This is a genomic window from Bacteroides sp. OM05-12 (assembly GCF_003438995.1).
Lineage (GTDB): Bacteria > Bacteroidota > Bacteroidia > Bacteroidales > Bacteroidaceae > Bacteroides.
In genome coordinates, this window is sequence record NZ_QSUN01000005.1 from 175,230 (window position 1) to 191,879 (window position 16,650).

13 protein-coding genes and 1 tRNA gene are annotated in these 16,650 nt (G+C 44.7%); 7 read left to right on the plus strand and 7 right to left on the minus strand.

Translation table 11 applies throughout. The annotated features are described in order from the left end of the window. Positions 1–3 precede the first annotated feature (3 nt). From DXB63_RS06730 to DXB63_RS06745, 4 genes are read left to right on the plus strand one after another with little or no spacing between them, the layout of a single operon-like run. Positions 4–852, plus strand: a complete 849-nt coding sequence (locus DXB63_RS06730; RefSeq protein WP_122125634.1) for a PstA family ABC transporter permease — start codon at positions 4–6, stop codon at positions 850–852. After that, positions 852–1,721 carry a phosphate ABC transporter ATP-binding protein gene (locus DXB63_RS06735; RefSeq protein ID WP_122125635.1) on the plus strand — a complete coding sequence of 290 codons (870 nt, stop codon included), beginning with the start codon at positions 852–854 and terminating at the stop codon, positions 1,719–1,721. The genes DXB63_RS06730 and DXB63_RS06735 overlap by 1 nt, the downstream gene beginning before the upstream one ends. 12 nt (positions 1,722–1,733) lie before the next feature. Beyond that, positions 1,734–3,071 (plus strand): alginate export family protein, encoded by a 1,338-nt coding sequence (locus DXB63_RS06740; protein ID WP_122125636.1) that lies wholly within the window; start codon positions 1,734–1,736, stop codon positions 3,069–3,071. Between the two features lie 9 nt (positions 3,072–3,080). Next, on the plus strand, positions 3,081–3,857 hold the full coding sequence (locus DXB63_RS06745) for an EFR1 family ferrodoxin (RefSeq protein ID WP_122125637.1): 777 nt from the start codon (positions 3,081–3,083) through the stop codon (positions 3,855–3,857). 126 nt (positions 3,858–3,983) lie between these two features. On the opposite strand, the gene DXB63_RS06750 is transcribed toward DXB63_RS06745, so the two are convergent. The 4 genes from DXB63_RS06750 to DXB63_RS06765 all read right to left on the minus strand — a co-directional run bounded on the left by DXB63_RS06750 (position 3,984) and on the right by DXB63_RS06765 (position 8,115). Then, on the minus strand, positions 3,984–4,568 hold the full coding sequence (locus DXB63_RS06750) for an indolepyruvate oxidoreductase subunit beta (protein WP_122125638.1): 585 nt from the start codon (positions 4,566–4,568) through the stop codon (positions 3,984–3,986). Beyond that, positions 4,565–6,163 (minus strand): thiamine pyrophosphate-dependent enzyme, encoded by a 1,599-nt coding sequence (locus DXB63_RS06755; protein WP_122125639.1) that lies wholly within the window; start codon positions 6,161–6,163, stop codon positions 4,565–4,567. The genes DXB63_RS06750 and DXB63_RS06755 overlap by 4 nt, the downstream gene beginning before the upstream one ends. A gap of 74 nt (positions 6,164–6,237) precedes the next feature. Then, positions 6,238–7,269, minus strand: a complete 1,032-nt coding sequence (gene mltG / locus DXB63_RS06760) for an endolytic transglycosylase MltG (RefSeq protein WP_122125640.1) — start codon at positions 7,267–7,269, stop codon at positions 6,238–6,240. Between the two features lie 21 nt (positions 7,270–7,290). Then, the gene (locus DXB63_RS06765) at positions 7,291–8,115 is read right to left on the minus strand and encodes a DNA/RNA non-specific endonuclease (protein ID WP_122125641.1); all 825 of its coding nucleotides are present in this window, start codon (positions 8,113–8,115) and stop codon (positions 7,291–7,293) included. Between the two features lie 218 nt (positions 8,116–8,333). On the opposite strand from DXB63_RS06765, the gene msrB reads away from it, so the two are divergent. Beyond that, the gene (gene msrB, locus DXB63_RS06770; RefSeq protein ID WP_369869585.1) at positions 8,334–9,302 is read left to right on the plus strand and encodes a peptide-methionine (R)-S-oxide reductase MsrB; all 969 of its coding nucleotides are present in this window, start codon (positions 8,334–8,336) and stop codon (positions 9,300–9,302) included. Positions 9,303–9,930: 628 nt separating this feature from the next. On the opposite strand, the gene DXB63_RS06775 is transcribed toward msrB, so the two are convergent. The 3 genes from DXB63_RS06775 to asnB all read right to left on the minus strand — a co-directional run bounded on the left by DXB63_RS06775 (position 9,931) and on the right by asnB (position 12,696). Beyond that, positions 9,931–10,003, minus strand: a tRNA-Thr gene (locus DXB63_RS06775). A 120-nt stretch (positions 10,004–10,123) separates the two neighbouring features. After that, a complete protein-coding gene (locus tag DXB63_RS06780; RefSeq protein WP_122125643.1) occupies positions 10,124–10,888 on the minus strand; it encodes a glycerophosphodiester phosphodiesterase family protein in 765 nt (254 codons plus the stop codon). A gap of 140 nt (positions 10,889–11,028) precedes the next feature. Next, on the minus strand, positions 11,029–12,696 hold the full coding sequence (gene asnB / locus DXB63_RS06785) for an asparagine synthase B (protein ID WP_122125644.1): 1,668 nt from the start codon (positions 12,694–12,696) through the stop codon (positions 11,029–11,031). 447 nt (positions 12,697–13,143) lie between these two features. Here asnB and DXB63_RS06790 point away from each other — a divergent pair, with 447 nt between their 5' ends. Then, complete coding sequence (locus DXB63_RS06790) at positions 13,144–13,896, plus strand: DUF4469 domain-containing protein (RefSeq protein WP_122125645.1); 753 nt, start codon at positions 13,144–13,146, stop codon at positions 13,894–13,896. 268 nt (positions 13,897–14,164) lie between these two features. Further along, positions 14,165–16,504, plus strand: coding sequence for a leucine-rich repeat domain-containing protein (locus DXB63_RS06795; protein WP_122125646.1), 2,340 nt, complete (start codon positions 14,165–14,167; stop codon positions 16,502–16,504). Positions 16,505–16,650: the final 146 nt, after the last annotated feature.

A 16,650-nucleotide genomic window follows, 5' to 3' on the forward strand; every position in this document is an offset into this window, starting at 1 on the left:
GATATGAAGCTAAAATTTATAAAAGATAAACTGTTTCGGGTTCTGATGATTATTTCCATGCTTATAGTTTTTGCTTTTCTGGGAAGTATTCTTATCACTATACTGAAAAACGGTTGGCCTGCAATGTCTTGGGATATGGTTACTAAACTTCCGGGCGGTGGTTTTTATATCGGTAAAGAAGGTGGTGTCTTGAATGCTATTGTCGGTTCGCTTTATATTGTAGGAGCATCTACGGTATTGGGCTTGATAATCAGTATTCCGATTGTGTTCTTTATTAATATCTATTTGAAAAAAGACTCTAAGTTGGCAAACGTTACTCGTTTATCGTTTGATGTACTTTATGGTATTCCTTCTATCGTTTATGGAGCTTTTGCTTTCACTATCATGATATTCTTCGGATTGCGTACTTCGTTATTGGGAGGTATTATTGTAATTACTTTGCTTATTATACCGATATTTGTCCGTTCGATGGATGAAGTGGCCCGTCAACTGCCGAAAGATTTGTTGGATGCTACTTATTCGTTGGGAGCGACTCGTTTTGAAGTGATAAAAGTTGCCATTCGGCAAATAGCGCCGGGTATTGCTACTGCTACACTCTTATCTATTGGCCGTGCTATTGGTGATGCAGCAGGAGTTATGTTTACGGCAGGATTTACAGATAGTATACCGACTTCTTTGAATCAACCGGCGGCAACGCTACCTCTTTCAATATTCTTTCAATTAAGTAGTCCGACGCCGGAAGTAAGGGAACGAGCCTATGCAGCTGCATTGCTTTTAACGATCATCGTACTGATACTAAGTATAGTCGGGAGAATGATAACACATAGATTTTCAAAAAATAAGATAAAATAATGGAGAAAGAACCTTCAAATTTTGCGAATGCTTTCCAGCGTTTCCAGGAATGGAAAGACGGGAATAAAGAGAATAAACCGGAAGGTATTGATATAATAGGAGATAAACCTAAAAAAGATGCTACGATAGATATAGAGAAACTGCATGTTTACATACAGGATAATCATATTTTAAAAGATGTGTCTTTGAAGCTTTATGATAAAAAAATCACTTGTATCATAGGGCCCTCGGGTTGTGGTAAGACCACCTTGTTGAAGAGTATCAATCGTATGATAGATACAACCGAACATATTCGGGTGGAAGGAAGTGTTTTGGTAGATGGCGAGAATATTTATGATCGTAAGGCGGAGATTACCCATATTCGAAAGAAAATCGGATTATTATCCCAACGTCCTACACCATTGCCGATGTCTATTTATGATAATATTGCTTTTGGATGTCGCATACATGGAACTCGTAATAAGAAAGTGTTGGATGGTATTGTGGAAAAATACTTGCGTGCTACGGGATTATGGGAGGAAGTGAAAGATCGTTTACATAATGCTGCGTCTGCACTTTCCATTGGGCAACAGCAACGTTTATGTTTAGCAAGAGGATTGGCTGTTGAACCACAATTCATATTGGCAGACGAATCCACTTCTGCATTAGATCCGGTTTCAAGTAAGCATATAGAAGATTTGTTTATGAAACTTCGTGAACGTTATGGAATTATTATGGTGACACATACCTTGAGGCAGGCATTACGTATCGCAGATTATGTCGTATTTATGTATTTGGGTGAGGTAATAGAACAAGGTACGGCGGATGAACTATTTAATAATCCTAAACATGAGTTGACTAAGCAATATTTAAGCGGAGTATTTAGCTAAAAATATATATCTATGGAAAAGGCATATCTTTATCGGTTATTGAGTTCTCTCTCCCTGGGAGTGATATGTTTGTCTGTATTCGCTCAACATGAGTTTGATTTGAATGCCGAATATAGACCGAGAGCAGAGGTAAGAAGTGGTTATTCACAACCTTTGGCAAAAGATTTATCTCCTGATTTGCTGATGATGCAACGGGTAAGATTGAATGCCGCCTATAAGTCTAAGCTTATAAATGCACGTCTTTCTATCCAAGATTCCCGGGTGTTTGGTGAAGCCAATCAGAAAGGAGCTGCTGTGAATAAAGACGTAAAGGCTCCAAATCTCTTTCTTTATGAAGCGTGGGCGGAATTGGTCTTTCCTAAAGGAATTGCATTTCGTATAGGTCGGCAGGCTTTGAGTTATGATGACCAACGTTTACTCAGTGTGTGTAATTGGAATAACACAGGAAGTGCGCATGATTTGGCGTTGCTTACCTATCGTTTTAATGGGTTTAAAGCTGACTTGGGTTATGCATATAATAATGATCAAAGTAATCCTTTGACCTCCGATTATGATTATGGAACTACTTCGTTTTATAAAACGATGGCTTATCTTTGGTTATCTCAACGTTTTGGACATTCAGGGTGGAACATATCTGCCATTGCTGTCAGTACCGGCTTTCAGGAAACGATAAAAAATGAAGAGGGAGTGGAGTCTTACCAAAACCATTATAAATATACGTATGGTGGTAATGTAGAGTTTAAAAAGAAAGATATTCCTTTTAGTTTATATGCTACGGCTTATGGACAGTCAGGGGAAACGAATAAAGGTGTCGATTTGAGTGCTTTTATGCTTGCCTTAAAGTTGAATTATCAGATAGTGAAACCTTTGGATATAACGGGAGGTATAGATTATTTTTCGGGAACATCTAAAGATGTAGGCAAGAAGAAAAGTAATACTTTTACGGGACTTTATGGTACAAACCATCGCTTTAACGGAGCAATGGATTATTGGACTTCAACGGCGTTGCCTACCGGAGGTTTGATGGATTTATATCTTTCTGCCCGTTATAAGGTTTGTGACCAAGTGACTTTATTGGGCTCTTTTCATTCATTCCGTTTGGCGAAAGAAATGGAAATCAGTTCTAATAAAGGATTGGGTAATGAGATTGATTTGGATATGACCTATAAATTCTGTAAGATTGCTACGATACAAGCCGGATGGAGTACCTATCTGACTTCGGACTTAACGAACGTGGTTAGAGGAGTGACGGGCGTAGCATCGCCGACAAAAGATACGGATACTCGTTTGGCTCAATGGGCTTATCTGTCATTGACAATAACACCGGATTTTTTTACATTTAAAAAGTAAGGGCTATATATGATATTTTATTTCTCAGGAACAGGTAATTCTAAATGGATTGCGCAGCAATTAGCACAGGTGCAGCAGGAAGAACTTATTTCGATAGCAGCAGAATTGCAGCAAAAGGATAATCCGTTCAGGTATCAGCTTAGGAATAATGAAAAGATAGGCTTTGTCTTTCCGATATATTCATGGGGAATACCACCCATTGTATTAGAGTTTATCAGGAAGATTGATTTGGTAGAGTATCATCATCATTATTTGTTTTTTGTATGTTCCTGTGGAGATGATATCGGGCTTGCTAAAGAGATGTTTATAAAATCTGTCCATCGGAAAGGATGGGAATGTCAGTCCGGCTTTTCTGTAATTATGCCCAATAATTACGTGTTAATGAAAGGATTTGATACGGATTCCAAAGAGGTGGAACAAAGAAAACTGGAAGAAGCGGTTCCAACAGTTACAGAGATAAACGATTTATTGGCTAAACGGGTACAAAATACTTTTCATTGTGTAAAAGGTAAGTTTGCCTATGTCAAGACTCGTCTAATTTATCCGCTTTTTGTTAAATATCAGATTACTGCGAAACCGTTCTATGCAACAGATGATTGTATTGCTTGTAAGCTATGTGAGAAAGCTTGTCCGGTAAAGAATATAAAAGTAGATGGTAAACCGATATGGAGTAATAATTGTACTTCTTGTTTGGCTTGTTATCATATATGCCCTCGACAAGCTATTCAATACGGAAAAGAGACCAGAGGGAAAGGACAATATTTTAATCCGAATGTCCGGATATAAATATCTTTATTTTGTAGTAGGACGGAAGAAAATGATCGACCGTATGTTTGAAATCAATCGACCGCACGATTGTTTACGATCATACGGTCGATCGTTTTCAATCGACCGTATGCTGTAATTTGCTTATTATTTGATTAAACTTTGAGCAATTTCTCTGCCGGCAGCAAGTGCTTTCAGATTCATCTCCACAATGTCTTCTCCTTTGCGTCCGAATATATCTCGGATACTGGTTTGTATCTTTTCATAGTCAATACCAAGGAAAGGAGTAGTAGCTCCGAGCAATACGATGTTTGCTACACGTGTAGAACCTAATTCTTTAGCAACTTTGTCCACGTTGAGAACGATCTTATGGGGTAGCTTGTTGATTTCCGTCATAACTTTCTCCTGTTCCGGATAGTTCGGAATATTGATAAACGGTGTTTCATTGGTAACTAACCAACCATCCTGACTCAGATATTCTACATAACGAAGGCTTTCCATGGGTTCGAGCGATATAATCAGGTCGCATTTACCGTGAGGAATAAGGTCGGAAGAAATAGGACGGTCGCTAATGCGCAGGTTAGACTGTACGTCTCCGCCTCGTTGACTCATTCCGTGTACTTCTGCCTGTTTCATGTATAAATTATCTTTCAAGGCAGCCTGACCGATGATTGCTGCGATGGAGAGGATACCTTGTCCTCCCACACCGGATAGAATTATATCTTTTTTCATTTCTTACTTGCTCTTTTTTTTCTTGCCAATGTTTGGATACACTCTCTGCGAGGAATGATGACTGATACTCCTTTGTATTCAATCTCTTCCCGGATAATCTGTTTCATTTCCTCATAGTTCTTTTTCAAAGGAATGACCACGCGGATATGTTCGGGACTTACTCCCAGACCGATGCAGATAGATTCAATCTTTCCGGTTCCGGCAGAATCTTGACCACCTGTCATGGCAGTAGTCTCATTATCAGAGATAACGATAGTTACATTACTGTTCTCGTTGACACAATCCAATAAACCTGTCATCCCGGAATGTGTGAATGTAGAGTCACCTATCACAGCTACGGCAGGGTAGAGACCTCCGTCGGCAGCACCTTTTGCCATAGTGATGGAAGCTCCCATGTCCACGCAAGAATCAATGGCATTGAATGGGGCCATGGAACCGAGTGTATAGCAGCCGATATCACTGAATACTTTATGTGTTGGATATTCTTCTCTTAGCACTTGTGTTAATACGGTATACATATCTCGATGTCCACAACCTTCGCAGAGGGCAGGAGGACGCATTTCGACTAAATTAGGTACGGTAAATTCCGATTTGTTTTCTTTACCTACGGCCTTTGCTACGGAGTCCGGATTCAGTTCACCATCGCGTGACAGAGTTCCATCCAAGCGACCTTTTACTTTGATACCTATTCCGAGATAACCTTTCAGCATACCTTCTACAACCGGTTGACCGTCTTCGAGCACCAATATTTCTTCGCACTCGGAAACAAGTTTCATTAACTGTTTCTTCGGCAGTGGGTACTGACCTATTTTTAATACCGGATATTCGCAACCGTCAGGGTAGTTCTCCATCAGATAGTTGTAACCGATACCGCAAGCGATGATACCGAGTTTTTTATTCGGTGCATCGATGTATTTGTTATAGGGAGATTCTTCGGATGCTTTAACGAACAAGTCTTGCTTTTCGAGCAATACCTTGTAACGTTTGCGTGCGATACCCGGAAGAAGAATAAATTGTTTCGGGTCTTCGCTTAAAGATAGCTTGTTCTGTTCCTTTACGTTTTTGCGTTCCACACCGGAACGGGAATGTGCCAAGCGTGTTACCATGCGCATCAGAATAGGTTCACCCATCTCTTCGGAAAATTCAAATCCGCTGTACACCATGTCGTAAGCCTCTTGCTGGTTGGATGGTTCGTACATCGGTATCAATGCAAAGTCTCCGTAGAAACGGCTGTCTTGCTCGTTCTGTGACGAGTGCATACTGGGGTCGTCAGCTGCAATAACAATTAATCCTCCTTTTACGCCGGTGATGGCTGAATTAACAAAACAATCGGCTGCAACGTTCATGCCGACATGCTTCATGCAAACTAATGCCCGTTTACCGACAAAGGACATACCCAATGCTGCTTCCATTGCCGTTTTTTCGTTGCTGCTCCAGCGACAATGGATGTTTCTCTCCTTTGTGAGAGACGACAGTTGGATATACTCGGTGATTTCTGTGGAAGGTGTTCCCGGGTAAGCGTATACGCCGGACAGGCCTGCATCGATGGCAGCCTGTGCTATGGCTTCGTCACCCAATAAAAGTTGTTTGCTCATACCTTTTAAAAGTGTTAGTCATTTATTAGATACACAAAGGTAATTAATTAAGTGATATTTCAATAGCAAACAGGCTAAAAAATCTTCTTTTTGTTAAGCGCTCTTTGGTATTTTCGGGCGTTGACCTGGTGTTCAGCGTACGTTTTGGCAAAATTGTGTGTTCCGGAGAAGTCTTCTTTGGCACACATATATATATAAGGATGGTGTGTATAGTTGAGCACACTGTCTATTCCTTTTATTGATGGAATGCGAATAGGACCAGGAGGTAATCCTTGATTCTTATATGTATTATAAGGTGAATTTATATTGAGATGTATACCGTATATGCGTTTCAGACTAAAGTCTTGCAAAGCAAACTTTATAGTAGGGTCTGCCTGCAAGGGCATTCCTTTATGCAGACGGTTTATATAGAGTCCGGCTACCATTGGTTTCTCTGCATTATTGTTCGTCTCCTCTTCTACAATGGAAGCAAGAGTACTGACTTCTTCGGGGGTGAGTCCTATTGCTTGGGCTTTATCCAGTCGCTCTTTCGTCCAAAACTTACCATGCTCCTTCTGCATACGTTCAAAGAACTCATCTGCACTGATGTTCCAATACATTTCATAAGTATTGGGTATGAATAGGCTGACAATAGTTTCCGGTCGATAACCTAATCGGGCACAAAAAGCGGAGTCGGATAAGCGGTCGGCTATTTCGGCAGAATCAATCATCAATTGACTACCGATTCTCTGTGCAAACTGTTCTCGTGTACGGATATTATTGAATGATAAGTTGATAGGTGTCTGATGACCTCTGGATATTCGTAAGTATACATCAAGCATATTATCCGAGGACGAAATGGCATAACGTCCTGTACGTACTTGCTTGTAGCCGTTATATTGGGCAAGCCATTGAAACCCTTTTATACTGACAGGTGCTATGATTTTCTCTAATTTATAAAGAACAGAGTCTATATTGTCGTCACGGTCAATATATACGTAGGCTGTTTCTGTCATTCGGAAAGATTTGGAGAAAATAGAATGATAGACAATACCTCCGGTTATTATGGCAAGGATGATAAGGCAGCCGATGACGGAAAGCAGGATATTTCGTTTCTTTTTATTCATGTTATTCGTCGTTAATTGCAATTATAAGCCCCATTCTTCGGGTTGGGTTTTGGCTTCCACTTCTTTCTCGATAGCATCCGGCAGTTCCGGAAAGAAATCAATACCGGTTAGGCTTTCGATACTGTCTACACTGACAGCATAGGAGCGCAATGGATGGTTTCCTTTTTGGTGTTTCATAATGAAACCGATAGCCCTTGGTGTGGAAAGGTAGGGCGCAAGTATTACTTTATAGAAAGCGTCCGGTACAGCAACCTGACTGACACCGATTCGTTTCGGATTATCCCCGTTGATAATAGGACCGCTTACGATAATAATGGCACTGTCCCGTTGTGCCCATTCGCGTACTTTTTCTTCCAACTCTTTCCAATCGCCTGCATTCAAGTTATGTAGTTGCGGACATATATTGCTGAAGTAGAAAGATTCTTTCATCGCTTGTGTGCTCCATTTCATATCAGCGGCAGGAGCCATATGTCCACGGTCATAGCCGGAATGGGAATAATCTTGGTTATCGGCACTGATACCTTGTACAAGCGGATCAGGCTGGAAATGTTTGGCACGTGCCACTGTTCCTGTTATCTTTTCTCGTGTCAGCTCATAGCCTACCCAATTAGGTAACCGCAATAGCTCATTATAAGAGACTGAATATCCTGTATGATGAATAATTTGTTCTTCATGGTCAAAAAGCCGTGCGGGTATTTCCAGTCCTTCGTATTTTGTAGTAGGTTGGGAGAGTGGAACTCCTTTCCATTGCGTAGCAAAAATAGTGGAAATACCTATGATTAGTATTCCTAGTAGCCATTTGCTGAATGAACGTTGGGACTTTCTTTTACCTTTCTTCTTTGCCATTTTTCTTTTTTGAAACGAGTTGCAAATATAATAATATTATGGGGAGAGAATATATTATTTTTCATTTTATAAGATTATATTTGTCATGTGCATCAAACCGTTGGGTCGGTATGTGTGTTACAAAAGAAACAAGAGATATGAATGTATTGGTAACGGTAGTTTTGTTGTGCATCGGCGGATGGTTGGGTGTACAACCGGATAAAGCAAAAGATCAGATAATGGAAAATCAGAAGGAAATTTATTTTGCCGGAGGATGCTTTTGGGGAACAGAGCATTTTATGAAGCAAATCAATGGAGTAGAAAGTACACAAGTGGGTTATGCAAACGGAAATATTAAGAATCCGACGTATAAAGAGGTTTGTTCGGATCGGACGGGGTTTGCGGAAACAGTGAAAGTTGTGTATGATCCGCAGGTAGTAGGGCTGGATTTGTTGATTGATCTTTATTTTAAGACGATAGATCCTACTAGTTTGAACCGTCAAGGCAATGATAGGGGAAGTCAGTATCGTACAGGTATTTATTATACGGACAAGGCTGATCTTACTTTAATTGATTCGGTAGTGGGGGCATTGGCAAAGAACTATTCCCAACCTTTGGAAGTAGAAATAAAACCGTTGGAGAATTTCTATCCGGCGGAAGATTATCATCAGGACTATCTGGATAAGAATCCCGGAGGTTATTGCCATATCAATCCGGCTTTGTTCGAGTTGGCGAGGAAGGCAAATCCCTCCAAAAAGAAAGAATATAGGAAAGCAGATGATGCGACACTTCGCTGGAATCTGTCTCGCGAGCAATATGCCGTGACACAGCAAAATGCTACGGAGCCGGCATTCAAGAATGAGTATTGGGATGAAAAGCGTGAGGGTATTTATGTTGATATTACTACCGGCGAACCTCTGTTCATTTCTACTGATAAATTCGATTCCGGTTGTGGTTGGCCGAGCTTTTCAAAACCGATTGATAACCACTTAATCAAGGAGAATCATGATACTTCACATGGCATGCACCGGATAGAAGTCAGGAGTAAAACAGGGGATGCACATCTCGGACATGTGTTCAATGATGGTCCTGTGGATAGAGGAGGTTTGCGTTATTGTATTAATAGTGCTTCCCTGCGCTTTATACCAAAAGAAAAGATGAAAGAAGAAGGTTATGAAGCATATCTTCCTTTGTTGGATAAGAAATAATTGAATGATATCTTTTCTTATCAGCAGTTTGTCTGGCGTCTATATACTCTTTATTGAGCTTTCTTTCAGATTTATTATAGCATACGGTCGATTGTTTGCAGACGATAGGAGTTTATAATCAATCGACCGTATGTTTGTCTACAAACGCCCTGATGTTTTTTTCAATCAACCTGATGTTTGTTAAAAACATCAAGGTGGATTTTTACAGACTTCACTAGTAATTTATCAATTAGCAGATAAAAAACTGTATAAAAACAAATAGCTCTCTTTTATCCTTCAATCCTTCAGTATGTGAATTATTGTTTGGCTATCAGTGCGTTATTCTGAACCTTTCTTCGGAGAAAGTTTCAGCCGGCAGAAAGAGCAGAATAATATGCTGAATGATTCCATCTTTCAGGATAACTCATTATGTATCAATATAGAATCGGTAAACTGAAGGATGAAACTTATAGTCAATGATTAATCTGAGAGCATGCAATAAAGAGATATTTGTACTTGTGGAATACACTACATCAGGATTCAGTATAAGATTTAGATTTATAATGGCTAGACCATTCTGTTCTTTCTTTTACTGTCTTTATTACATAAAAAAAGCAGTTACTAAAATTGTAACTGCTTAATTATCAAGAGCCGAAACCCGGACTCGAACCGGGGACCTATTCATTACGAATGAATTGCTCTACCAACTGAGCCATTTCGGCAAACTGTTGTAATCGCTCTTGATTACGGGGTGCAAATTTACATCTTTCTTTGAATATATGAAGAAAAAAGAGATGTTTTTTTGTACATCTCCTTATTTTATCCTATATCTATGGTTAGGATTAACGTGATAATAGTTGCTGGAGTAGAAGAGGGTTGTTTGTTGTGATAAAGTCTACTCCGTTGTCAATCAGCCATTTCATTTGACTTTCCTTGTTGATTGTCCATGCATTGACCTGCATTCCCATATCATGAGCTTGTTTTATCCACTCAGGATTTTTCTTGATAGGTCTTAATGGATAGTCGAATCCCGCACAGCCGATGGCTTTTAATTCTTTTGGAGATAGTTCACCATTCAGGTAATAGACCGGAGTGTCGGGAGACTGACGGATGAATTCTTTGGTGGCATGCAGAGAGAAGGATATATATTCTATACGGTCTTCCAAACCGTACTTCTTCACCATTTCCACAATGCGTTTTACAGCTTCTGTTTCTCGTTGTTTCTTGTTATGTTCCTTTAGCTCAAGGATTAGTTTGGTTTTGTTGGGGAGTGTTTGGGCTGTCTGGAAATATTGTTCGAGAGTAGGCATATTTTCACCGTTGCTAAGTTTCAGAGCGGTAAGCTCTTGAGCAGTGGATGTCTCCATCCGTTTGCCTTTGAAGCGCGGGTCATGGTTAACGATAAGTACATTGTCTTTGCTGAGCCAAACATCGAACTCGCTACCATAGCAACCGATGGAGTCGGCTTTGATAAGGGCGGCTATGGAATTTTGTGCAGAACCGGGCGTATCCCAGAAACCGCGATGGGCTATCACTTTAGTTTGTGCTATGAGGGATAGAACGGATAGGCTCATGGCGAGGACTAATATACTTCTTTTAGTGTTCATAATATTAATGTGTTATATATTTGAATACATTTGCTTATCGCTTTAGCTGTGGCAAATATAGCAATTCCGTATAACGATAAACGGAACATCCCGACTATTGTTTGAAATGTTCCGTTTATTATGCAGATTATGTTACAATCCTATGAATAGGCTTCTTCATGTACTCCTTTTACGGCACGTCCGCTCGGTTCGTTGAGGTTGGAGAACTGTGTGTCCCATGCGAGGGCTTCGGCGGTGCTGCATGCCACGCTGGGGACACTCGGTACGCTGAGGGCGGCACTTCGGCTTGGGAAATGCTCCTCGAAGATGCTACGGTAGTAGTACTCTTCTTTGTTCATCGGGGGATTGACAGGGAAGCGTTCCGCAGCATGCGCCATTTGTTCATCGGTGACGGCTGCGTTGGTGACGGCTTTCAGGGTGTCTATCCAGTTGTAGCCTACGCCGTCGCTGAATTGTTCTTTCTGACGCCATACCACGCTTGCCGGCAGCATATCCTCGAAGGCTTCGCGGACAATCTTCTTCTCGATGGTCTTGCCGGGAGCCATCTTTGCCGACGGGTTGAGACGCATGGCTATGTCGAGGAACTCCTTGTCGAGGAAGGGTACACGTCCTTCCACTCCCCATGCTGCAAGGCTCTTGTTGGCACGGAGGCAGTCGTATAGGTAGAGCTTGCCGAGTTTGCGCACGGTTTCCTCATGGAAGGCACGGGCATCGGGAGCTTTGTGGAAGTAGAGGTAACCGCCGAATATCTCGTCTGCTCCCTCACCGCTGAGTACCATCTTAATACCCATGCTTTTGATGACACGGGCGATGAGATACATCGGGGTAGAGGCGCGTACGGTGGTCACGTCATAGGTCTCAATGAAGTAGATGACATCCCGGATGGCATCCAGCCCTTCCTGTACGGTATAATTGATTTCATGGTGAACGGTACCGATATATTCTGCCACTTCACGTGCCTTGGCGAGGTCGGGTGCGCCTTTCAGACCGATGGCAAAGGAGTGCAGACGGGGCCACCATGCATCCTGTTCATTATTTGTTTCAATGCGTTTGGCGGCATATTTCTTGGCTATGGCGGAGATGACGGAACTGTCCAATCCCCCGGAGAGCAGTACGCCGTAGGGTACGTCGCTCATCAGCTGACGTTGTACCGCCTCTTCCAATCCCTTGTAGACTGCCTCGATGGATGCGTCGTTGTACTCCACTGCGGAGAAGTCTGTCCAGTCACGGATGTACCAGCGATGCATTTGTCTTTCCTTACTCCAATAGTAGTGTCCGGGCAGGAAAGGTTCGTATTCATCACAGAAGCCTTCGAGTGCTTTCAGCTCACTTGCACAGTAGATATGTCCATCCTTGTCATGCCCTATATATAAAGGTATCACTCCGATGGGGTCGCGGGCGATGAGGTACTCGTCGCGTTCCTCGTCGTAGAGTGCAAAGGCGAAGATGCCGTTGAGATCTTCAAGGAAGTCGATGCCTTTGTCGCGATAGAGGGCAAGGATGACTTCGCAATCACTGCCTGTTTGGAACTCGTACTTGCCTTTGTAGCGGGCACGGATGTCACGATGGTTATAGATTTCACCGTTTACGGCGAGCACCTGCTTGCCATCGGGTGAGTAAAGCGGTTGCCCGCCGGATTCGGGATCGACGATAGAGAGGCGTTCGTGGGCAAGTATCGCACTGCCGCCTACGTGGATGCCGCTCCAGTCCGGTCCGCGATGGCGTATCTTCTGCGCCATCCGTAATGCTTTCTGCCTGAGTTCGGGCGTCTGCTCCTTGATATTAAATATGCCTACTATTCCACACATATTGCTTCTTTTGTTATTGCTGTCTTACTAATTGATAGCAAATATATGAATTATATTTCATATTATTACAAATATGGGATAATGTATGTCATATAAATAGCATGGTGCTTGTGTATGCTTACTATATGCTGTATAATGGCGGTGTGTGGTAACAGATTGTAGGCATTCCGGCGGCGGATGCTTATAAACCGTAAGTACGGGTAGCTCCACAATATTTCTCCACAATCTCCTTGCATCCAATGAAATAATCCATACCTTTGCAGCACATGACAAATATCTACACCATATTAACCACTATTAACTCCGCACATTTGTATGTCCCGGATGATTATATAATAAAAGTGACTCCTGCAAGAGGGCGCATCGCCTGCCTGCAGGAGTTCTTGCATATACCCCCAAAAAAGGGAAAACAACAACAGTATTCACATTTTTAAACCCCATTACATTATGGCAAAGAAAGTAAAACCAGGCAAGCTGCGTGGCAACACAACTCCCAATCTATTAACCGACGACCCTAACGACTTTATCCTCCAACTTATCGGTGGCATGAAGTATAGCCTCGCGGACATCGTTCAACTCGTGCTGCTCGACGGCGCGACCGTTAAAACCGCGCAAGACCTCGAAGAAAGCTTCCGCATGGTGATGGAGAAAGGCATCGAGATGTCCCTGATGGGCAACAACGTGAGCCTGGACTACATCCAGATGCGCGCCAGCGTGAGCGGCGTGTTCAACTCCTCCACCGAGCCCTTTTCTCGCCCCAAGCATCAGGTAAACCCCGTCTTGACGGCCGGACAAGCCTACTTGGAAGCCGCGCACAATACGCTGGTGGACAATATGGGCCCTGCGCAGAACAACCTCATCGCCGAAATCGTGAACCGCACCACCAAGCAGGTGAACACGGACATCACCGCCGGCGGCGTGCTGGAGCTGCACGGCAAGGGACTGAAAGTGGTAGGCAGCGAGGAGTACGCCGCATACGTCTACCTGATAAATGCCGACACCGACACCATCGCCGCGAGCGTCCCTGCTGATGACTTGCTGACGAACACCCCCACACAAGTGATGTTTCAAGTGCCCGCCAAGTTGGAAGCAGGCAAGAAGTACCGTGTGAAGATCATCACGCAAGCCAGCTCCGACCGCAGCAAACTGCTCAAACAGCCGCGCATGATACTCTCGGACATCACGCTGACCTGCGTGTAAAATCTGACGGGTACGTCACCCTCTAAGCTTACGCCCCCGTCATCCCCTAAGCTTACGCCCTCGTCACCGTATAGGCTGACATATACGTAAGCGTACAGGGGGGAGGAGGCACAGCCTCTCTTGATTCGCCAAGCGATGATAGGGGGCGAGTAGCCCAAAGTTCTCCCTCCGTTTGTAGCGGGAGTACCCCGCAGGGGGGGGAGGACAAGAGCACCTCGCGGCTAGAGCGCAAATAAACGAATAATATCGATTGATTAACAAGATAAGTATGAACATAAGAGAATTACTGAAAAAGACCACCCTTGCGGCAATCCTGTGCGCAACGATGGCAACAAGCGCATGGGCGCAATCCGTAGCCTGGACTACCGCCAAAGGCGCGCAATCCCCGATAGACTTCAGCACCGAGCAAGCCGTCGGTGCGCTATCCACCGCCACCACCATCACCGCGACCGGCACATGGAGTGCGGCGCAAGTAACCAACCTGCAGGCGGCCCTGAAGAGCGACGGCAACATCGAGACCGACAACAGCACTCTGCTCACGGTGGATATGAGCGCCGCCGTATGGAGTGACGGGGTTACTGCCGCCAGCCTGTTCCGGCAGTGCACGGCACTCACGAGCGTCATCCTGCCCGAAGCGGATAATGCCAACAGCATCAGCTTCTTCTGTACCTTCTATTACTGCGAATCGTTGAAGAGCATCACGAACTTAGAGAAGTTCACCAATGTGAATTACTTTTACAGCACCTTCTATGATTGCTCGTCATTGGAGAGCATCACCCTGCCGGCGGGCACCAGCTATGCCGGCATCAACTTCTCATGTGCCTTCTATGGATGCAGATCGTTGAAGAGCATCACGAACTTAGAGAAGTTCACCAATGTGAGTAGCTTTAACACGACCTTCTATGATTGCTCGTCATTGGAGAGCATCACCCTGTCGGCGGACACCAGCTATGCCAGCATCAACTTCGCACTTGCCTTTACTAACTGCACGGCATTGACGAGCGTCACGAACTTAGAGAAGTTCACCAATGTGAGTAGCTTTGAGACGACCTTCGAGGGTTGCAAAGCATTGACGAGCATCACCCTGCCGGCGGGCACCAGCGATGCCAGCATCAGCTTCTCCTATACCTTCGATGGATGCACGGCATTGACGAGCATCACGAACTTAGAGAAGTTCACCAATGTGAATAACTTTTTCCGCACCTTCTATGGTTGCACGGCATTGGAGAGCATCACCCTGCCGGAGGGCACCAGCTATGCCCCTGGCATCAACTTCTCAGGTACCTTCCTGGACTGCAAATCGTTGAAGAGTATCACGAACTTAGAGAAGTTCACCAATGTGAGTAGCTTTGATAAGGTCTTCTGTGGTTGCTCGTCATTGGAGAGCGTCACCCTGCCGGCGGGCGCCAGCGATACCAGCATCGGCTTCGCAGTTGCCTTTGATGGCTGCACGGCATTGACGAGCGTCACGAACTTAGAGAAGTTCACCAATGTGGGTAGCTTTGATCAGACCTTCGAGGGTTGCTCGTCATTGGAGAGCATCACCCTGCCGGCGGGCACCAGCAATGCCAGCATCAGCTTCTACTATACCTTCGATGGATGCACGGCATTGACGAGCATCACGAACTTAGAGAAGTTCACCAATGTGAATAACTTCAGATATGCCTTCCAGAATTGCTCAAACCTCACCTCTGTGGAGCTGGGAGTCGTGCCGACTAATAATATAGTGGATATATTCAAAGGCACCGACCCCAACTGCCTGAAGTACCTGCCAGCAGGCACAACCACCGTCCCCACCAATTGGACAAACTGCATTGCCGACGGCAAAGCCCTTGCCGACATCACCCTGACGGACGAAAAGCCCTTTCACTGCCCGCAGGCATTCTCAATGGACGGGCACACCATGACCTACACCCGCACGTGGAAGTACGCCACCAAGACCGGCGGCTGGAACACCCTCTACCTGCCCTTCGCCGCTACTGCCACTGCCGATAATACGCCTCTTACCCCCGCCACCGGAGGTGCGGACGGCGACTACATCCTCAAAACCCTTACCGGCAGCACTACAGGTACACTCACCATGACCTCCACCGGTACGGTGCAGGCCTACACTCCCTACCTCGTAGCCCTGCCTGGCAATACGTTCGGCGATGCAAGCTTGGAAGGCAAGACGGTGACGCTCGTCAGCGCAACGGATGCCGTCATCCCCGCCACCCCCGAGCAGACCGAGCAGGCGGGTGCCTACACCATGTACGGCACACTCGCCGACTATCAGGCGGACAACCTCTACCTGCTCACCAATGAGGCGGACGGCAGCAGCTTCGACCTCTACACGGACGGTGGCGGCGTACATGCTTTCCGTGCCTACATCACCGCAAACAATGCCAATGCCTTGAAAGCCCCGAGATTGGTGATAGGCGATGGCGGCGGTGTTACGGGGATACGCAGTGCCTCCGTCGGCACTAAGGAAGTGCCTGCCATCAGTCATGTATACAGCATAGACGGGCGTTTGCTCCGTACTGTCCCGGCTGAGGAATACGCTCATCGATTGGATGGTCTGGACAGAGGCATCTACATCGTGAACGGGGTGAAGGAAGTGGTAAGGTAATCAAGCCTCCCCGCTTGAGCGGGGATTGAGGGGTGTGTGAGGGTCTTAGACCCTTCCGTTTCGCCAAGCGGTGAGGGAAGATTCACACACCCCCTAACCCCCGCTCAAGCGGGAGGACAGGAACAAGAGTAATAATATTGAGAACA